Origin of the sequence: Chryseobacterium rhizosphaerae (assembly GCF_003385455.1) — a bacterium.
Classification (GTDB): Bacteria; Bacteroidota; Bacteroidia; order Flavobacteriales; family Weeksellaceae; genus Chryseobacterium; species Chryseobacterium rhizosphaerae.
Genome location: NZ_QNUF01000025.1, coordinates 48,636 through 67,971, shown reverse-complemented (window position 1 = coordinate 67,971; position 19,336 = coordinate 48,636). Strand labels below are relative to the sequence as shown.

Sequence of the window (19,336 nt, the reverse complement as noted above, 5' to 3'; positions counted from 1 at the left end):
GAACGCTACTATATTTTCCGGATAGTAGCGGATAAACAGGAAACCCCGGCAGATCAGCTCCTCATGGGATGCAGGGTGAAATAAAAACCAAATCGCAGGAATATAGAGGCGGATATTCCTCAATATTAAAATTTCCGGTCCTAACATAAACAACCGGATCTCTTAAAAATTATAACAATGAAAAAACTAACTCTTATTGCAGCTGCTGCATTATCTCTTACTGCTTGTCAACACGATAACTTAGCAGATTCTTCTACACCATTCGATATGAAAGCAACTTCTGCGGAATATCTTACAGCTTCTGCGCTTCCTGTTACTACTGTTAGCGGTGCTATTACTTCTAATACTACATGGAGTGGTGTTATAGAGCTTGACGGTACTGTAGCTGTTAAAAATGGAGCTACCCTTACTATTCAGCCAGGAACTTTTATCAAAGCTAAACCAAACGCTTCAGGAGAAGGTTCAGGAATTTTAGTAATTACAAAAACAGGTAAAATCAATGCTACCGGTACAGAGTCTCAGCCTATTATTTTTACTAGCTACAAATTATTGGACGGAAACGAAGACACTACTGCAACTCCTGGAGATTTCGGAGGGGTAATCCTTTTAGGAGATGCACCTACCAATGTACCTTCTACAACTACTATTGAAGGTCTTACAGGGAGTGATTATTATTTCGGAGGAACAAATCCTTCTCATAATGCAGGAATCTTAAAGTATGTACGTATCGAGTTTGCTGGGTACGATTTCGTAGGAGCTAACTCTGGTAATGAAGTAAACGCTTTATCATTAGGAGGTGTTGGAAACGGAACTACTTTAGATCATATCCAGGTTTCTTACGGTCAGGATGACTCTTTCGAATTCTTTGGAGGTACAGTAAATGCTTCAAACCTAATTTCTTTTGCTGCTGAAGATGATAATTTTGACTTTGATAACGGATATACAGGAACTATTACTTGTGCCCTTTCTTTGGCAGATTACAATTCAGCACATACTGTAAGTGGTGGAAGTCCTGACTCTAACGGTATTGAGTTGGATAACAACGCTACAGGTACAGCTACTTCATTGATTACAAATCCTGTAATCAATAACCTTACGATCATTGGTGCTAAATATGGTAATGCAGGACAAGGTGCTGCATACGAAAACGGTATCCATATCAGAAGAAACGGTAAGTTAACTTTAAATAATGCTGTAGTAACAGGATATCCGGTAGGGATCAGAGTAGAAGGTACAGGTTCTGAGCTTTCTTCTGCTTCTACTTTAAACACTATTCAGGTTCATGGCTTTACAACTTCTGTGACAGGAGCAGGTACAGCAGGAATTCCGGCAGCTAATCTTCTTACAGGAAATACAGCGGCATTATGGGGAATGAGCCAACCATTCTTCAACGAAGGTCTTTGGAATGTTTCACCTAGAAACTGTGGAAACTTCCAGGGAACTTGGACAAAATACAATTTTGCTATTGTAGAATAATAAATTTTTAAAAGCAGGGAAACAGCGTATGCTGATTCCTTGCTTTTTATTACTCAAAAAAATCATAATAATAATTGTCATGAAAAAAATAATTTTATCATCTGTTCTGTTTTTATCTCAGCTGGCTACAGCACAAACCCTGGTATGGGGAAATACTTTTGATACTCCTGCTGATCTTCAGGGATGGACTTTCCATGATCTGAATAACAACAGCAATGGATGGCTTCAGGGACAAAATATTTATCACAATGGTACTTCTATGGTATATGGAACTGCAGGGGTTCTCCGTCATTCCATTAACCTAGTTCCAACGGGAAATGCATCAGGATTTTTGGCGGAAAATGACTGGATCATTTCCCCTCAGATTGATTTGACAAATACCGCAGGAACCATTACTCTGGCTGCCTATATCGGAAGACAAAGAACTACCCATACCACGCTTGGCAGAGACCTTTATATCTATGTAAGTACTCCTCAGAAAGCAGTTCCTGAATTGTCAGATTTCCAGGCAATGACTGTAGATACTGCAGGGAACGAGCTTCCAAGCCCTTATAAAATACAAGTGGGAGGATCAGATAATCCTTTCCCTACAGATCTTACCCAATTTGTACAAGATCTGGTAGATATCTCTGCTTTTGCAGGAAAGAAAATCTATATCGGATTGTGGTCCAACAGAAAACCTAACAGTAATAATATCCAAAATATCAATATCGATGAAATAGCTATCTATGCCAGCGCATTTTTAGGAACAAAGGATGTAAAAACAAAGAAAAATCTAACTCAAATAGCAGAGAATCCTGTAAAAGAAACTCTGAAATTAAAGCTTAACCCGGAATTGAAAGAAAAAACAGCAGTAGTAAGTATTTACAATGTTGCAGCCCAAAAAGTGATTACAGCTCAGTATTCCCAATCTATTAATGTAGCAGAATTATCGGCAGGAACTTATATCGCGGAAATTACTGACGGAAAGACTACAGAGCGATTGAAATTTATTAAAAAATAATCAGTTAACTCTTAAAAACCAATCATTAAAGAGACCATCAAATTTCACATATACAATAATGGATAGCATTTTAATTAAAAGGTTATCCGAAACATATCCAACTAGTTTTTTTATAATTATGTATTGCCCTGCTCATAGGGTGGGGCAATATTTTAAAGTTTAAATGATATAATTGATTCAAAAAGATGAATAAGATCTTTGCATTACTATTCTTTACCATCCTATTTTCATGTACAGACAACACTGTAATGGAAAGGTATGATAAAATACAGAAACCCGGAGAAGTAACCATTAAAGGATTTTCAAAACCTGATGTACTTCAGCTGAGGTTTAATGGAGTTCCGGTATCTATTAACGGAAATACTTCATACACCAATAAAATAGAAACTCAGCTTCAGTTTGTACTGGATGAAGGGGAAACCAACAAACTGGGAATATATAATAATGAAACAGGAGCCGAAATCAGAAAATATACCATTAGCTATGACAATATAGCAGATTATAAAAATCTATACTTTTTTAATCTTCCCGGTATTTTCCTGCAAACCTATGCAGTAAAACCTCAGGTTAATTTTGGGAAAGTAGGATTTGAATTTATTTTTCCTAATCTGGGAGAATTTTCAGGATCATCTCTTACCCATGTAAAAGGCATTTTAAAAAGAGAAAATGGAGTGGTACTGGCCGAATTTGAGAGCATTGGAAAGGATGATTTTACCGCGGTGAAAATTTATAATTCATTCAGTGCTACCGCTCCGGTATATCTGGAATTATATAAACCGGGAACTACAGAACCTTATGTAGGGTCCGAAATGATTAAGGTGACCGTAAAACAACATATGGGAGCCAATATGATCGTACTTCAGGAAAAATTGGAAAATGGAGTATGGGTTGTAAAGGGAGACATTGATGTAGCAGAATATCTGTAATTATATATGAAAAAAATTTTGAAATTTCAGTTTATTGCTATTATAGCCTTTTTCGTTTCGTGTACCAATAATGACGAAAGTGCGCCTGTTTTCCCCGACGGAAGTACAGAATCCCTGAATGTCTGGGTACAGGACAGCATGAAAAGGTATTATTATTGGGCTGATCAGATGCCTGCCAAACCGGATTATCACCTTCCGGCAAAAGATTTTTTTAAAAGTCTGTTATCCCCTCAGGACAGGTTTTCTTTTATCGTCAATACGCAAGATTCCTCTACATATCCGCGTTCGATACGAAATATGTACGGCTTTGATTATACAGTGATCCAGCTTACCAGTGGAGAAGTGGTTACGGTGATCAAACTGGTCCTTACAAACTCTCCGGCTTTCAATGCAGGTCTGGAAAGAGGAATGATTATTACAAAAATAAATGGAAAAGCAGTTACGGCTGCCAATGCAGAAACCATTACTTCTTCTATGAAAGATCAAACGGTGATAGATCTTAAGGTGGGAAGCTGGAAAAACGGAGCTGTTGCCGATGAAAAGGATGTCACCGTGTATTATGGGTATTCTTTGGAACAGCCTCTCTTATCAAAAATTTTTAATGAAAACGGTAAAAAGACGGGGTATCTGTATATTTATGATTTTCCGGATGGGATGACCCCTATGCTTAATCAGAAGTTTGCAGAGTTTAAAGCTGCCGGAGTTCAGGAATTGATTCTTGATCTAAGGTATAATTATGGAGGTTCCGTTTCATCTGCCGCAGCACTTTGTGCATTAATTCCCTCAGGAATATCAGCCAGTTCACCCTTTATTATTTTTAAAGGAAATAAAAACGGAGGTGAAGTTAAAAGAACCTTTGGACAACAGATTTCTTACGATCCTAAAGCGCTTGATTTTAATGTATTGCATGCTAATTCATTAGGATTGAATAAACTCTATGTTCTTACCTCAAACAGTACTGCATCAGCCGCAGAAATAGTAGTCAATAACCTGAAACCCTATCTGCAGGTTGTCCAAATAGGAGATGTTACCTTAGGAAAAGATATGGCCGGGTTTGTAGTGGAAGACAAAAGGAAACCCAAAAAGATTTCCTGGCAGATTCACCCTGTTATTTATAAGGTATTCAATGCGAACGGAACAGGGGAATACAGCAATGGGATTTCCCCACAGTTTAAGGTGAATGAATACACTCAGCTGCCATTACTTCCATTGGGAGATCCCGGAGAAACCTTAATTTCAGAAGCTTTAACCAATGTTTATTTAAAACAGGTCCATTCTGAATCCTACCACAAAACAAAAATTCTGTATCAAAGTGATGTACCTTTTGCTGCAAAGGGAAAGTAAACGGAAAAATTAAAAAATGAATAAAAAACTGTTATTAATCTTCTTTAAAAAAATTAAAAAATAATAAGATAAAAAATTAATATCATGCAGGGAATAGAACCACAACTTCATACAAGCCTTACCAGCCGTATCGAAAATTACCGTCTTTTATTAGAAGCTTTGGAAGATCCTGAATCCCGGTCTTCTGACATTGCTCTGCAAATTTCAGAATTAGGAAACCTGTATGAAGATTATTTATCCAATAAAAAGAACCTAGAGAAGAGTATTAAAAACTATAGAGAGTATCATGAGAACCTGAGAAAAAGACTGACCATCAGGTTTCGGGAACTCAAAAGAAAAGCAAGACAGAAATAATCCTGAATAGGAGATAGCCATTATTTTTGACCTGCTTTCTGTGGTCTTTCTTGCGAAATTCATACATTTATACAATCAAGATGACAGAGGGTATATTTATGAATTTTAATACGACTGAACTTTCCGGCTATTTACAGATATTTTGGCATTTTTCATGGCTGGAATGGATCGTATTCAGCCTTATCATTAATGTTTTTCTATATCTGTTTTCTATTGGCCTATACCTTTTTATAGAGAAGACATGTCCTAAAAGCAGACTTCAGGAAAAAAATCATCCCATTACGTCATCCGATTTTTATCTTAGTATTTTGACGATTGCCTGCAACTGTCTTGTACTTTTACTGGGGGTATTTTTATGGAAAAACGGATGGATTGAAGTCGGAAATAAAGAATCGGCGGTTTGGATAGTTTCAGAGGTCGTTGCTTTACTTCTCTTAATGGATCTCCTGATGTATTTTTTTCATTATGCTGCTCATATACCCTTTGTATATACCTTACTGCATGGAAAACATCATGAGCATATAAGCACCAATTACTTAAGCCTTTTTGTGCTTCATCCGTTAGAAACGATTGGATTTGGGGTGATGATGCTTGTTTTGTTGATCTGTTATCCTTTTTCTGTTGTTTCCATTTCCATTTATTTACTGCTCAATCTTATTTGGGGAACGATAGGACATTTGAACAGGGAATTTTTTCCTGCAAAGTTTGACAGATATTGGATAGGAACCACCAGATTTCATAATCAGCACCATTTGGATGGCAGTAAAAATTTTGGATTTTACACCTCTATCTGGGACAGACTGTTTGGAACATATAAGTAAGAGAACTGAAGCTGTATGAGTAAAGTTTATTTTCAATCGATTCTATCTTCGCTCACTTAAATATAACGTAATCATAATAATTTTTGAGTTAAAAAATAAGCTAACATGAGCTTTTTTCAATAAATATGTTTTAACGCAAAGTTTTTAAATGAGAGCTGATTATTTTAAGAAGGCAAAGAGACAGTGTTTACAATAAATGGAGCTGGGTTGATTAAAGCTTGATATGGAGTAAAACTTTCCCCAGCAGATCATTAAAATTCTTCAATTCTTTAGAGGTTAATATCGCAGCAGTCTGCCGGGTGATATTTTCCCGGAATGTTTCTGAATTTTCGATAACAAACCGTCCTTTTTCCGTTATGTAAAGATTGAATTTTCGTCGATCGGTTTCATCCTGCTTCTGGATAATAAAATCATGGCTGATCAGGAATTTTAATTGCTTTGAGACAGCGGCCTGGCTGATATTGAAGGAAGTGGATACTTCTCTGCCCGTTACTCCCTCTTTCCGCAAAACAAACTCCATAATATTATAATGAGCTGCTGTTACGCCATTAATATCCCCTCTGTTCATATGAGCAAGAATGAGACACTGAAAATCAGTAAATGTGTTAAAAAATTCTTTTTCAATAGCTTTCATGAGAAATATGCTTAACTTGGTTAACTATTAACAAAGGTAAGCATTATATCATGGAAAATATAGAAATTACAAATGCAAGACAAAATAATCTCAAAAATATTTCCATAGAAATTCCAAAAAATAAGATTGTTGTTTTTACGGGAGTATCGGGTTCCGGAAAATCTTCTCTGGTATTTGAAACCATTGGAGCTGAAGCCCAGCGTCAGATTAATGAAACACAGAATAGTTTTGTCAGAAACCGATTACAGCATTATGGAATACCGGATGTGGATAAAATTGAGAACCTGAATGTTCCTATCATCATCAATCAGAAAAGACTGGGGGGGAATGCGAGGTCTACCGTAGGAACAGCTACTGATGTATATGCTTCCCTGAGGCTGTTATTTTCAAGAATGGGAAGCCCATTTGTGGGGTATTCCAATGTTTTTTCCTTTAATAATCCCCAGGGGATGTGTCCGGAATGTGAAGGACTGGGTTTCATTCAGGCCTTGAATATTACCACTCTGATCGACAAGAATAAATCTTTACAGGAAGGGGCTGTCAGATTTCCAACCTTTCAGCCGGGAGGCTGGCGTCTGACAAGATATACCTTATCCGGATATTTTGATAATGATAAAAAGCTGAAAGATTTTACTGATGAAGAATGGGAAACACTGCTCTATGCAGAAGAGCATAAACCCAAACTTCCCCATAAAGAATGGGGGAAAACGGTAAAATACGAAGGGATTATTCCAAGGATAGAAAAAGCATTCCTAAAAAAAGATTCAAAAGAAAACATAACGAGGAAAGATGCGTTGAAAAATGTTGTCACAACAAAGACCTGTCCATCCTGTAAGGGAAAGCGGCTTAATGAAAAAATACTGTCCTGTACCATTAAAGGAAAAAATATTGCGGATTGTACAGCACTTTCAATGGATGAATTGCTTGAATTTATTAATTCGCTGGAATCTAAAACCTATGATGTCATTATTAAGGAGCTTTCCGGAAAACTCCAAAATATAATCAATATAGGGTTACAATACCTTACATTGGACCGAACTACCCAAACGCTTTCCGGAGGGGAATCTCAACGGATAAAAATGGTAAGGAATCTTGGAAACAGTCTTGTTGATTTGCTGTATATTTTTGATGAACTGAGCATTGGCCTTCATCCGAAGGACCTACAGAACATTATCCGTATTATGGAACAGATCCGGGATAAAGGAAATTCCGTTTTAATCGTAGAGCATGATCCCGATATTATTAAAATGGCAGACTGGGTGATTGATATGGGCCCCGGATCCGGAAAAAAAGGAGGAAAAGTGATATATGAAGGAACGTTTAATGAGCTGAGGCAATCTGCAGGTAAAACCGGATCTTATTTTGCTGAAAAGCCTGTTATTAAGTTGCATCCCCGAAAACCAAAGGATTATCTGAAAATCAGGAATGCCCATCTGTATAATCTTAAAAATATAAATGTCAGTATTCCCACAGAGGTATTGACTGTAATAACGGGAGTGGCAGGTTCAGGGAAAAGTACTTTGATCAATAGGGTATTACCGGATTTTTATCCTGATGTGACGATTATAGACCAATCGTTATTTGCAGCCAGTGCCCGTTCCAATCTGCTTACTTATTTGAATATATCAGATACGGTACGTAAGCTTTTTGCTCATGCCAGCCACGTTTCAGAGAAGCTTTTTAGCAGAAACAGTGAAGGAGCCTGTAAAAACTGCAAAGGGTTGGGTATCGAAAAAATAGATCTTGCATTTATGGATGATATTGAGCAGCCCTGTGAAGAATGTGGCGGCTCAGGATTTGATCCTAAGGTTCTGAAATATCAGTACAATCAGAAAACAATAGTAGAAGTCATGAATATGACCGTTTCAGAGGCGATATCCTTTTTTACCGATGAATCTGTCATTAAACACTTTGAGGTATTGATAAAATTAGGGCTGGATTACCTGACGTTAGGACAAAGACTGGATAGTTTTTCAGGAGGTGAGAGACAGCGTCTGAAACTTACCAAAGAATTGAAACACAGTAACCGGACCATTGTCATGGATGAACCGAGTACGGGTCTGCATCCCAGCGATACGCGGAAATTACTATCTTTCCTAAATGCGCTTACGGATAAGAAGAATACATTAATTGTTATAGAACATAATTTAGATATTATTGCCCAGGCAGATTGGATCATAGATATAGGTCCGGGTGCCGGGAAATTTGGGGGTGAAGTTATGTTTGAAGGAAGTCCGGAAGCACTGTTGAAAAATAAAACATCCTATACTGCCGAATTTCTGAGGAAACATATTCAGGGATAAAAAAAACGTTACAATAAAAAAGGAGGTAAGAATGCTATGAAGATTTGAAACATAGTATTCTTACCACCCTTTATTAATAATTTAAACCTGTTTATCTGGATTGATCTGCGGTTTTTATAGTCTTTTTGATTCTCTCTTCAATCACTCTCCAGTCATAGAAATGAAATACCCTGCCATTGCTCATAGCAACAAATACTCCTTTTGGAAAGGCAGGCCCCAGATTAATATTCGTTACTTCAGAACCGTCACTTTCACTGGTAGAAACAGGAATTTCCGCAATTTTTCCTTTTGCAGGATTTTCTCTGAGGTAAACATTAAATGTGTCTTTCTGTTGGTTGGAAACCAAAATATATCCATTCTGTGGGGACGTAGGATAGATGGAAATTCCCTCTACATCAGAGGTGAAATCTCCTTTTCCAAAAACCAATAATTCATCATTCCCTTTTGCCGGATCTGCATAATATTGGTGTACTCCAAACTGTTCGTCAGAATAATAGATATAACCTTTTTCATCATCTACAGCAATACTTTCAATTTCCTTTAAGCCACTGTATTTTCCAAACTTCCTGACTACCTCACCTGTGATGGTTCCGTTTTTTTCAGAAAGCTTATATTGCCAGAGGTAACCGTCTTTCGGACCTGATTTTCTTCCGACAACAACAAATATATCTCCAGTTCCCGGGTTTTTATACATAGAAATACCCATCGGGCCACGCTCTGTTTCTCCTTCAAATACAGAGATTTCTCCCACTTCTTTCAGCTCGGGAAGAGTATACAGTTTTACTTTATTGGTTTCTCTTTCTGTCACTGCAGCAATGTCTACTTTTTTACCGTTCACCGTAAAACCATATTCAATATCCACATTATTGGGACGTTGAAGTCCCGAAACTTTATGGATGATTTTTCCGTTAAGATCGAAGGCATACAGCCCACCATCAGTATCTTTATCCGTTCCGATGATGATACTTTTTGAAGCGTCTTCAGGATTGATCCATATTGCCGGATCATCGGTATCATGAGCTACGGTTTCGGTAATAACGGTTGGTTTAAGCTTTTCTCCCAATTCTTTCTGCCCTGTACAGCTGATCGCAAAAGGAAAAACTGAAACCGCAATGATATAATATTTTATTTTCTTCATGATTATTTTAAAAGTCAAATTTTACCCCCATGGTAAATCTGGGTCTGTAATATTCTGCCTGAGCCGTTCTGCTCAGGATTCCCTGATAATATCTTAACGGCTGATTGGTCAGATTATTGGCTTCAGCAAAAACCCTCAACTGGCTGGTGATTTTATAGGAAGCATTGGCATCCAGAAAAAACTGTTTATCATAATACCGGTCATCAAAAGCTTTTCCTCCCAGTTCATCAATATAATGAGAAGCATAATTCATAGATACTCTGGCTGAAAAACGTTTGTTTTCCCATGAAAGAGATCCATTGAACATATGAGGTGCCGCTCCGGGAAGTCCTACATCCGTTCTTTCAATACCGTCTTCATTAGTAATACCTTTTGCCTTGGATTTCGTATAGGTATAGTTGACATATACACCAAGACCTTTCCAGAATGCTCCGGGAATAAAATCAAGCTGTCTTTGCAATGCAACTTCAAATCCGTAGATATCTACATTATCACCATTACGCTGCTGGGTAAATTTCCAGTTGCTTTCACCGGAAGGAATAGGGTTGGTTTGCCCTGCAAAGTCGGCAGCGAAGTCACCAGCCGTATAATTTCTTTTGGAGTATGTGTAAATGAAATTATTAAGATTCTTATAGAAAATTCCTCCTGAAAGAATCCCTACAGACTTAAAATACTTTTCAGCCATAAAATCAAAATTATAAGCGTAGGTAGCTTTTAAGTTGGGATTTCCGGCGGCCACAATTTCATCTTCAGAGATCACATTCAGGTAAGGTACCAATGAGTAATAGTTCGGACGGGCAAGTGCGGTAGTAAATGCAGCACGAAGTACAAGATCCTGTACTGGAACATACTTGAAAGAAAGGTTGGGAAGGACGTTGGTATACGTATTGGTATTGTTTATCTGTCCTACGAGGTCTTTTTCATTCATAACGTAATTCCCGGTATAATCAATCTTTGTTGTTTCCACACGTGCCCCAACAATCATGGAAAGTTTGTCGTTAAAATCCTGATCCCAACGGATATACCCTGCATAGATCTGTTCTTTAGCGTTATAGTTGCTTGAAAGGAATTTCTCAGGTTTGGATTTACCGTTGAACAGACCCTGGTTAAATAAGTCTAATCCTCCAAGATAGGCCGGATCAACAAATGTGCCCGGAACATAATTTCCTGCCTGAAAGTTGTGTCCGTCAAGATAAACCGTAGGCACGGATAGCAGACTTCCCATATTGCTGATCGGTTGGAAAGCATAAAAGTCATTTTCCCTTTCTTTTTCCTTCAGACGCATACGGAAACCTGTACGAAGTCTTCCTTTCTGATCTTCAATGACAGAAAAAGGAAAACGTACATTCACTTTTGCCCCAAACTCCTTCTCCTGGGTAAAGCTGTTGGCATCCGAAAGATCACTTAATTTGTAGCTTCCTAAATTATCAGCAGCCAGAGGGGTAATAACCGGGTTTTCAGGATCACTCAGATTCTGAGAGAAGTTCATTTTGCTGTTTTCAAATTCTATATAGCGCTGATGAGGTTTATCTTCACTGGCTATGGCATAATTCATAGACCAGTCAAGGTCTACTTTAGATCCAAGCAAATGCTCACCCCGTAAGGCATAATTCTGAACTTTTTGTTTTTCCAGACGGGTGTTATCATTGCTTGCATCGCCACCTTTGTTCTGTCTGGTAATGCTGCCTTTCCAGTCTGTGATTTCCGTTTCATCGGCATTATACACAGGCTTTATTTTATATCCCAAAGCATAGCGGGTTTCCTTATCATTCCTGAAATTGTACATCGCTGAAGCATAGATCTTATTTTTTGAATTGAATTCATAATCCATATTAAGATCAAAACTATGTCTGATACGATGCTCATTATAGTAACGAACGCCCATTTTGCTGATGTATGCTGTTTGGGCAGCGTCATTAGCCAGGCTCCATACGGGTTCTATATTATCTGAGCCAAAATTATTGTTGTTATAGGAAAAACTGAATACAGCACCCAGCTTTTTATTTAAAAACCTGTTTCCATATACGAATCCTGCTGTATAATTGCCTTTTTCGCGAATCGGGCTATATCCGCCGGCCAGGGTTGCTGAAATTCTCTGTCCGTTAGGAGAAGCCCTTGTGATAAGATTTACAGAGCCTCCGATAGCATCAGCATCCATATCGGGAGTTAAGGTTTTATTAACCTCAATGGTAGAGATCATATCCGAAGGAATCAGGTCCATCTGTACATTACGGTTGTCTCCTTCTGCAGAAGGAATTCTATCTCCGTTTAGGGTAACAGAATTAAGATTTGGGGCAAGACCTCTGATAATAAGATTTCTTGCTTCACCCTGATCATTCTGGATAGTAACTCCCGGAACACGTTTTAATGCATCTCCAATATTGGCATCAGGAAAACGGCCGATCTGATCGGAGGAAATCACATTGGTGATATTGGCATTGTTTTTTTGTTTGTTTAAGGCTCTTGCCTGGTTTTTTAAAGTAGCGCCTGAAACTACAATTTCAGCAATAGAGTTTTCTTTTTTATCAAAAACAATATTTTGACGGGTGTTTTTTTCAGGTTCAACAGTTACATTATACTCATGCACTCCATATCCCAGGTAATCAATCTTCATGGTATAAGTGCCTGGAGGAACATTAAGGAATACAAAATTTCCATGTTCATCAGAGGTTGTATAGATATTTCCAGGATTTAAAGATATCTTGGCGCCCGGTAATGCAATCTTAGTGTCGTCATTAATATTTCCGGAAAGAGAACCGGTTTGTGCATAGAAAAAAATAGAGGCACAAAACAAAACGGATGTAAAAATTTTCTTCACTTTCTTTTATTAGGTTAAAAATTGAAACAAATTTAAACGTCTGTTTGGGGAAAGTGTTGAAGTAAAAATTAAGATTGTTTTAAGATTTGTTAATATAGGAAGCGGGAAGCTCCCTATTTTCCTAGGTTTCAGATCCCAACCCCTTTGCCGAATGATTTCCTTCTAATAAGAAAGTCAATTCATCACATTGTATAATTTTACCATCCTGAATGGTAAATTCTGCCAATACCTTATGCAGAACGGTACTTCCATCTTTTAAAACAGATGTTGCGATGTGCTTGGTAAAAATAGTGTTCCCGTTTTCAGCACTGTTAATAATTTCGAGCTTTTGTTCAGCTACTTTTTCTTTAAGTTTCTTTATGTGCAGGACGAATTCGTTATAATCTAGCTGGGTATGATCTACAAACTGGACATATTGCTTGGAAAAGTACTTTTCAATTGCTGACTGATCAAAAACAGGGTTTTCCAGCACCTCACTGAAAACCTGTTGTATAAAATGTTTCATAATTTTATTATTTGAAACAAAATTACATCCGGCATTTTTGGCTGAACGATAACATTTGTAAAGAAATGTGAATGTGATAACAAAACGAGATATAGGTTAATAGAAAATTTGTTTTAACCACGAATGTTTTTGCTTCGATACATAGAGTAGTACATTCGCAGCTAAAACAAAATATTGCATAGAGAGGATTGTTTTTGAGACTACCTTCTATTTGCTTTCTATGGAAGGCATATTGGTCATCACCTGCCATTTCCCATTTTCCTGTACACAGGTAATAAGAGAAGAAAACCTTAATACAGAGCTTTCCAGAGAAACCTTAGCGTAAGCAATATTGTTGTTGTGTTCCAGGAAATGATAGGTAATTTTACGTGGTTTTCCACCAAAAATTTTTTCCCGTACCAACCTGATATACTCGTTCTTGGGGATAACGAATATTCCAGGTTGATCAAAAAAACCGTCCTGGATATTCTGATAATCTTTGTGAAGGATCTCTTCTAAAATTGCTGTATCACTGTTGTCGCCTCCTTTAATGAATTTTTCAATGGCTTGTTGTATCTGTTGCATATGCATTGAGTTGTTTTAAAATTTCCGATTGTTGTATGAGTATTTTTTCACCGGTTCTGGACTGATCTACTGTACCATCCAGTGGGAAATAAGAGATTTCAGTGATTCCCATAAGACTTAAAAGCTGAGTGAGGTGGTTTTCCAATGGATTCAATGTTTCAGTACTAATTCCTCCCATTGAAGAAATAATGTAAGCTTTTTTATTTGCAAGCAACCCTTTTGGGATGGAGCTGCCGGCAAATGTTTTTTTTGTTCTGATCACCAGATCAAAGTAAGCCTTCAAAGAAGACGGTATTCCATAGTTGTACATCGGACAGGTGATGAGAATTTCATTACATTGGTAGAGCTCATTGATCAGTTCATCAGATAGCTCAATATTTTCGGAATCCGGAATCTCACTGAAAAATGCATCGACTGTTTCCTGGGTAATATGAGGCATAAGCTTTCTCGTAACATCTCTTTCAATCATAATCCCTTCTGGGTTTTTTGTCTGCCATTGTCGGATAAAATAATCTCCTAAGGTCCTTGAATAGGAGCCTTCAGTTCTAAGACTGCTGTCGATTCTGAGTAATGTGTTCATACTTTTTTCTTTTAAGACACATAGCTTCTTCCAAACGTGACACTTATTGCAGTCTTTTTAATTTTTCTGGATCTACAATAGAATAGATTTCACGGATTAATCCCTTGGGATCAATATCTAAAATATGACAGTTGTAAATACGATCTCCCTGCCAGAAACAAATAGCAGGCTGATGATTAAAAATATGGAATGTATAAGGCCTGCTGCCAAGAAACTGCTGCTGTACATAGGCCAGAAGCTGGGCAGTAGCAGATTTTCCAACTTCTACAGCTTTGATCACCCGAACCCGTTTTCCACCGTCCGCAGAAAGCCTGATATCATCGATAAGAAGTTTTTCAATATGAGGTACATTTCCTTCGCTTAATGCTTGCTGGTATTGATGAAGAATGCCCATATCAGGAGAAATACTGATAGAATCCGGGGTATATTTTATATTTTGCAGCTGTTTACCTGCACGGCTTAGCAGTTTACGGGAATTTTCCACCGAAATATCAAGAGCTTCTGCAATTTCCTGGTGAGAATAGTCGAAAGCTTCCTTGAGAATATAGACTGCACGTTCTCTGGCATTCAGCTTTTCTAAAAGGACAAGCAGGGTATACCGGGCAGTCTGTTCTTTGATGAGTTTATTTTCTGCATTTTCAAAAGAAAGCGGCTCGGGAAGCCATTCTCCATACACCATTTTTTTGCTGTGCCTGTTTTTAAAATTAATAGCATGATTAATGGTGCTTTTGATCAGGAAATTAGTCTCATCCCTGATCTCTGATTTATCCAGTGAAATATATTTTTCTATAACATCCTGTACCAGATCCTGAGAATCCTCATAGGAACCGGTAATATTATAGGCATAGGTGAGGAGTCTGTTGTAATTTTCCTGCATGATATTTCTTTGTAAGACAAACTTAGTGAAGAAAACGTGACGGTTTTCATTAAAAAAAGATAAAAAAATATCAGACAACGAATGATCTAGTAGGAGTTGACTTTAGTCCGCTCTCGGTATAAAATACTCCACTGGCTTTAGCCAAAATTTATAATGCATACTATGTTGTTTCCTTATTTTAAAGTGGAAGACTGAAGCAAATCTTTTAGGATGAGTTTGGATTTTTCTATTAATTCGTTTGATCTATAGAGCTGGCTGGTAAGTATTGAGCTTTCGAAAAGAAGGTAAATATGGGCTGATAAAATATCATTCTTAAGGTCTTTATTGAAACAATCTCTCAATTTACCCTTGTGATCCCGGATTACATGATGAATTTCTGTCTTATCAACTGGTATTTCAGACATGATATTTAAGAAACTACATCCCCTGAAATCTTCTTTCTCATTCATATAAATCAAAAAATCAAATGATTTCATGAATTTTTCTTCCATGGTCTGGGCATCAGATATAAAGTTTTCCAACTCGGAGACCCAATAGTCAAATCTTTTATTAAAAAATTCGATGCATAGATCGTCTTTAGACTTAAAATGTTGGTAGAAGCTTGCTTTGGATACACCTGCTTCTTCAATAATCTGATTGATACCGGTACTGTTATAGCCTTGTTGATGAAAAAGGACCATAGCTGTACTTACGATTCTTTCGCGAGGTCTGGACATTGATTGTGGCTTTCCTGCAAATGTAAAGAAAATATGAACAGACTGGTGTGTTTGATTGATATCTTACATGTTTTTTTGAACGGAAGGTACTGCTGTTGCACACAAAAAGTAACCCCCAGACGAATTAGGTGTTGATCTAGATAAAAGGCGAGAATCTACTTTAAATAATTTTTAAATAAATCCTCTTGCATAATAAAGCTGAATAATAAAAAACAGTAAAGTAAAGATCCATACTATATACGGATGATAACGGAAGTTTTCTTTCAGGATATAATGCAGGGCTTTGAACAGTTTAAAAAGACCGATAAGTCCTATAATGGTAAATACTAAGAAAACAATAAAAAATGCATAATCCCTGGCTCCATAGGTTTCCAGTTTTTCAAGATGGCCCAGGTAGGCCTGTACATTAACCGTCTGCCCAAGAAACATAGCCGAAAGAATGAGTAAAAAGAATGGAGTAGAGGTATAAACAGTTGTGTAGATGAAAGAAAACAGTAATGTACGAAAAGTAGGTGTATTTACCTTTTCTTTTTTATACCATAATAATATCACACTGAATAATACCGCTGTAAAATTATTGATCAGGAATATAAATAAGGCTTTTTCCACCATACTTAATCCTTTGATCTTGGAAATAAAACTTTGTTCACCACCATAATCCATCAGCAATACAGAAATAATGACAGAGGTATATACCGAAAGTTTGATTGGCGATAAATAATCCTGGAAGCGTTCCGTTTCTTCTTTTTCCATTTCATGTACAGAAAAATCATAGCAACGCCTGGGCTCCTGAAACAATTTAAAGATAGTTACCGGAACCAATAGTATTTCGATAATAATCTGGAGACAGAGTTTCTCGAAGCTATCAATGAGTTTTTCAAACATATAGACCAAATAAAGAATGAGGAAATAGTTTGTCTATGCAATTTAAATAAAATTTTAATTGATATGATGGATAAAAGTAAAATTGTGTATTAAAGAATAAAGAATAAAGAATAAAGAATAAAGAGTAAAGAGTAAAGAGTAAAGAGTAAAGAGTAAAGAGTAAAGAGATTTTCAGTTATAATACAAAAACAGGCTGAAAGAAGCTTCTTTCAACCTGTTTTTTAATGAGTTTATTACTTATTTTGGCAGTCCTTTTTTTAGGGCTATATGAGCTCTCTCCACAGCCTTTCTTTCTTTCCAGTCCATATATCTCTTTTTATAGCGTCCCTTCATGAAATTATCAAAGTTTCGCTGAACGGTCAGATTCCAAAGAGAATGTGCCTTTACAGCCCAGCTTTTGTCCCATGCACGAAGAGAGATAGAGAAAGATCCATCCAGGTATTTCATCCAGTGCCACCAACCGGTAGGCATGAATAAAGTATCTCCATGTTCCAGATAACATTCAATTCCTTCAATCCCATCCAGTGCCGGAAATTTTTCAAAATCAGGATTGGCAATATCATAATCTTCCAAAGCATATGTTGCATAAGGGAGCTTATACAAACGGGTTTTCCATTTGTATTCAAAAAGAAGAACATGCTTTCTTCCGTTAAAATGAGTATGGAAAATATGAGGCATGTCTATATCATAATGAAGGAAGGTTACAGAACCTTTTCCTCCAAAGAACATACTTGGATATTTGTCCAAAAATCCTCCCATCAGATTTTTGGGTGGGATATAATCATCCAGTAATTTGGGTGCAAATTTAATAGGGTCAAAAAAGAAAATTCTCAGATCGGTAGGCTCCCGTTGAATCAAATCAATATAGTCTGCGAATTTCATTTTGGTAGTAGGGGTGTTGATGGGGGCTGCAGGATCAGCTTTAGCACTGTCATATAAAGGGACAGTCACATCACCTACGACCTCTTTCATGTACTCCATTGTCCATTTTTGATAGGCAGGCCACTTTTTAGCCATATTCTTGATTACCACTGGCTTACATGGCTTTAGATACTTCTCACGGAAATCTTCTTGTGAAATGTCATCTACTACATCAATTGGTTTAAGGAATAGTCCCATTTGTTTAAAATATTAGGCTAAATTATTAAATATTTATGACAATGGATATAATGAATTTAATTTATTTGGAACTAATATAAATAAAAGGAGAATTGGGTGTTTTTTGCTTTGGTAATTTTAGCTTGTTTTGATATTTTGGTTGAGATTTTTTAGAAAATGAGTAGGGGATATTTTATATTTTTCGTTAAATTTTTTAGAGAAACTTTGGGCTGTATTGAAACCTGTCATATCTGCCATTCCCTGAATACTTTTGTAACGCAGTTTAGGGTGTTTTTGCCATAATTCTGCAGCGTAGTTTAATCGTAAATCATTAAGATATGAAGAGAAGTTCTGCTTTTTATAATGATTGACTACTTTTGACATATAGGATGTATTGGTACCGCATTCTTTAGCCAAATTAGATAATGATGCATTCTTATCCAGATATTTTTTTTCCTTTTCAAAAATTTCAAGAGAGTGAAGGATGTTTTCAACAATTAAAGGATTAATCTCCGTAAGTTCAAAAATATTCTCTTCACTATGTAAGATTGTTTCTGCTCTGTGGAAATTGTTTTGTACTTTTTGTTTTTTTATTTCCTGAAGATAAAGACCCTTATAGTATTTCTTTTTCATATGTGTTGTAAAGACCAGATGCATAAGGCCGGCGAGAATAATCAACGTAGTTACTATCGTTACAGAATATAGTCTCTTTTCCCAGGCATGGGATTGTTTCAGGTTTGAGTTTTCTTTATTTGCTTTTTCCAGTTCCTTATGCCATATTATTTGATCTTGTAAGGGTGGTTTTGTGTGGGTTGCTGATCTACTGTATATGTTTTTATTTTTCTTTTCAAAGGAAGCATATAAGCTCTCAAAAGAGCTTCGCATAAAGCCCTGAAAAGAAATGACCGATAGAAACAAAACGGATAAAAAAACTCTCATGGTGTTGAATTAATTTTTATAAAAGTACAAAATTGATTTGATTTGACAATTGTTTGATTTTTAATTATTTGTAAATTGGTAATATGTTTTTTTACACAAGTATTTTATGTTTTTACTGACTGTATTTATAAATTTGATAGAGTGTGTATACCATAAATTTGGATAGAAACCGAGGTTTATTATAGCTTTATTCAAAACAAAAAGCACAATGAAAACACAAAAATTTAAAAGCATTGCCATACTTGTCCATTATTCTTTTACATGGCAAAAGGACTAAGACCTTTTTTATCTAGTCTTACCTTTTCTTTTACCTATTTCCAGACATAAATCCGGTGAATGTAATAACCCTAATCCG

Annotated in this window: 18 protein-coding genes; 7 read left to right on the top strand and 11 right to left on the bottom strand. The window is 36.6% G+C overall.

The annotated features are described in order from the left end of the window. Window positions 1-177: 177 nt before the first annotated feature. The 6 genes from DRF57_RS18245 (at window position 178) to DRF57_RS18220 (ending at window position 5,924) form a co-directional block, all read left to right on the top strand. Window positions 178-1,476: a hypothetical protein gene (locus tag DRF57_RS18245; protein ID WP_115920062.1), complete on the top strand. Its 1,299-nt coding sequence runs from the start codon at window positions 178-180 to the stop codon at window positions 1,474-1,476. Between the two features lie 79 nt (window positions 1,477-1,555). Further along, window positions 1,556-2,479: a T9SS-dependent choice-of-anchor J family protein gene (locus DRF57_RS18240; RefSeq protein ID WP_115920060.1), complete on the top strand. Its 924-nt coding sequence runs from the start codon at window positions 1,556-1,558 to the stop codon at window positions 2,477-2,479. 185 nt (window positions 2,480-2,664) lie between these two features. Then, window positions 2,665-3,405: a hypothetical protein gene (locus DRF57_RS18235; protein ID WP_228406019.1), complete on the top strand. Its 741-nt coding sequence runs from the start codon at window positions 2,665-2,667 to the stop codon at window positions 3,403-3,405. Window positions 3,406-3,411: 6 nt separating this feature from the next. After that, on the top strand, window positions 3,412-4,749 hold the full coding sequence (locus tag DRF57_RS18230) for a S41 family peptidase (RefSeq protein WP_115920058.1): 1,338 nt from the start codon (window positions 3,412-3,414) through the stop codon (window positions 4,747-4,749). Between the two features lie 84 nt (window positions 4,750-4,833). Next, on the top strand, window positions 4,834-5,103 hold the full coding sequence (locus DRF57_RS18225) for a hypothetical protein (protein ID WP_047490568.1): 270 nt from the start codon (window positions 4,834-4,836) through the stop codon (window positions 5,101-5,103). Between the two features lie 98 nt (window positions 5,104-5,201). After that, complete coding sequence (locus DRF57_RS18220) at window positions 5,202-5,924, top strand: sterol desaturase family protein (RefSeq protein WP_084084650.1); 723 nt, start codon at window positions 5,202-5,204, stop codon at window positions 5,922-5,924. 211 nt (window positions 5,925-6,135) lie between these two features. Here the strand turns inward: DRF57_RS18220 and DRF57_RS18215 are convergent, their stop codons facing one another. Further along, window positions 6,136-6,558 carry a MarR family winged helix-turn-helix transcriptional regulator gene (locus tag DRF57_RS18215; protein WP_115920056.1) on the bottom strand — a complete coding sequence of 141 codons (423 nt, stop codon included), beginning with the start codon at window positions 6,556-6,558 and terminating at the stop codon, window positions 6,136-6,138. Window positions 6,559-6,608: 50 nt separating this feature from the next. Between DRF57_RS18215 and DRF57_RS18210 the strand changes: the two genes are divergently transcribed. After that, window positions 6,609-8,861, top strand: coding sequence for an ATP-binding cassette domain-containing protein (locus tag DRF57_RS18210; RefSeq protein ID WP_115920054.1), 2,253 nt, complete (start codon window positions 6,609-6,611; stop codon window positions 8,859-8,861). A 91-nt stretch (window positions 8,862-8,952) separates the two neighbouring features. Here the strand turns inward: DRF57_RS18210 and DRF57_RS18205 are convergent, their stop codons facing one another. The 10 genes from DRF57_RS18205 to DRF57_RS18155 all read right to left on the bottom strand — a co-directional run bounded on the left by DRF57_RS18205 (window position 8,953) and on the right by DRF57_RS18155 (window position 18,981). Continuing rightward, entirely contained in the window at window positions 8,953-9,999 is a 1,047-nt protein-coding gene (locus tag DRF57_RS18205) for a phytase (RefSeq protein WP_115920052.1), read from the bottom strand. A 7-nt stretch (window positions 10,000-10,006) separates the two neighbouring features. Continuing rightward, complete coding sequence (locus DRF57_RS18200; RefSeq protein ID WP_115920050.1) at window positions 10,007-12,817, bottom strand: TonB-dependent receptor; 2,811 nt, start codon at window positions 12,815-12,817, stop codon at window positions 10,007-10,009. A gap of 121 nt (window positions 12,818-12,938) precedes the next feature. Then, window positions 12,939-13,322, bottom strand: a complete 384-nt coding sequence (locus DRF57_RS18195; RefSeq protein ID WP_115920048.1) for a hypothetical protein — start codon at window positions 13,320-13,322, stop codon at window positions 12,939-12,941. 207 nt (window positions 13,323-13,529) lie between these two features. After that, window positions 13,530-13,886: a nuclear transport factor 2 family protein gene (locus DRF57_RS18190; RefSeq protein ID WP_047490550.1), complete on the bottom strand. Its 357-nt coding sequence runs from the start codon at window positions 13,884-13,886 to the stop codon at window positions 13,530-13,532. After that, window positions 13,861-14,466: an FMN-dependent NADH-azoreductase gene (locus DRF57_RS18185; protein ID WP_115920046.1), complete on the bottom strand. Its 606-nt coding sequence runs from the start codon at window positions 14,464-14,466 to the stop codon at window positions 13,861-13,863. The genes DRF57_RS18190 and DRF57_RS18185 overlap by 26 nt, the downstream gene beginning before the upstream one ends. 43 nt (window positions 14,467-14,509) lie before the next feature. Further along, window positions 14,510-15,343 carry a sigma-70 family RNA polymerase sigma factor gene (locus tag DRF57_RS18180; protein WP_115920044.1) on the bottom strand — a complete coding sequence of 278 codons (834 nt, stop codon included), beginning with the start codon at window positions 15,341-15,343 and terminating at the stop codon, window positions 14,510-14,512. A gap of 173 nt (window positions 15,344-15,516) precedes the next feature. Continuing rightward, a complete protein-coding gene (locus DRF57_RS18175) occupies window positions 15,517-16,059 on the bottom strand; it encodes a TetR/AcrR family transcriptional regulator (protein WP_047490541.1) in 543 nt (180 codons plus the stop codon). A 171-nt stretch (window positions 16,060-16,230) separates the two neighbouring features. Further along, window positions 16,231-16,944 carry a hypothetical protein gene (locus DRF57_RS18170; RefSeq protein ID WP_047490539.1) on the bottom strand — a complete coding sequence of 238 codons (714 nt, stop codon included), beginning with the start codon at window positions 16,942-16,944 and terminating at the stop codon, window positions 16,231-16,233. Between the two features lie 237 nt (window positions 16,945-17,181). Next, complete coding sequence (locus tag DRF57_RS18160) at window positions 17,182-18,063, bottom strand: cupin-like domain-containing protein (protein WP_047490536.1); 882 nt, start codon at window positions 18,061-18,063, stop codon at window positions 17,182-17,184. A gap of 117 nt (window positions 18,064-18,180) precedes the next feature. Beyond that, window positions 18,181-18,981, bottom strand: coding sequence for a helix-turn-helix domain-containing protein (locus DRF57_RS18155; RefSeq protein WP_115920043.1), 801 nt, complete (start codon window positions 18,979-18,981; stop codon window positions 18,181-18,183). Between the last annotated feature and the right edge of the window lie 355 nt (window positions 18,982-19,336).

Coding starts and splice junctions, on each gene's coding strand:
- DRF57_RS18190 (WP_047490550.1), bottom strand. CDS start 13,886: ATGCAACAGATACAACAAGCCATTGAAAAATTCATTAAAGGAGGCGAC.
- DRF57_RS18245 (WP_115920062.1), top strand. CDS start 178: ATGAAAAAACTAACTCTTATTGCAGCTGCTGCATTATCTCTTACTGCT.
- DRF57_RS18215 (WP_115920056.1), bottom strand. CDS start 6,558: ATGAAAGCTATTGAAAAAGAATTTTTTAACACATTTACTGATTTTCAG.
- DRF57_RS18160 (WP_047490536.1), bottom strand. CDS start 18,063: ATGGGACTATTCCTTAAACCAATTGATGTAGTAGATGACATTTCACAA.
- DRF57_RS18185 (WP_115920046.1), bottom strand. CDS start 14,466: ATGAACACATTACTCAGAATCGACAGCAGTCTTAGAACTGAAGGCTCC.
- DRF57_RS18170 (WP_047490539.1), bottom strand. CDS start 16,944: ATGTTTGAAAAACTCATTGATAGCTTCGAGAAACTCTGTCTCCAGATT.
- DRF57_RS18225 (WP_047490568.1), top strand. CDS start 4,834: ATGCAGGGAATAGAACCACAACTTCATACAAGCCTTACCAGCCGTATC.
- DRF57_RS18235 (WP_228406019.1), top strand. CDS start 2,665: ATGAATAAGATCTTTGCATTACTATTCTTTACCATCCTATTTTCATGT.
- DRF57_RS18220 (WP_084084650.1), top strand. CDS start 5,202: ATGAATTTTAATACGACTGAACTTTCCGGCTATTTACAGATATTTTGG.
- DRF57_RS18155 (WP_115920043.1), bottom strand. CDS start 18,981: ATGAGAGTTTTTTTATCCGTTTTGTTTCTATCGGTCATTTCTTTTCAG.
- DRF57_RS18195 (WP_115920048.1), bottom strand. CDS start 13,322: ATGAAACATTTTATACAACAGGTTTTCAGTGAGGTGCTGGAAAACCCT.
- DRF57_RS18230 (WP_115920058.1), top strand. CDS start 3,412: ATGAAAAAAATTTTGAAATTTCAGTTTATTGCTATTATAGCCTTTTTC.
- DRF57_RS18180 (WP_115920044.1), bottom strand. CDS start 15,343: ATGCAGGAAAATTACAACAGACTCCTCACCTATGCCTATAATATTACC.
- DRF57_RS18175 (WP_047490541.1), bottom strand. CDS start 16,059: ATGTCCAGACCTCGCGAAAGAATCGTAAGTACAGCTATGGTCCTTTTT.
- DRF57_RS18205 (WP_115920052.1), bottom strand. CDS start 9,999: ATGAAGAAAATAAAATATTATATCATTGCGGTTTCAGTTTTTCCTTTT.
- DRF57_RS18210 (WP_115920054.1), top strand. CDS start 6,609: ATGGAAAATATAGAAATTACAAATGCAAGACAAAATAATCTCAAAAAT.
- DRF57_RS18240 (WP_115920060.1), top strand. CDS start 1,556: ATGAAAAAAATAATTTTATCATCTGTTCTGTTTTTATCTCAGCTGGCT.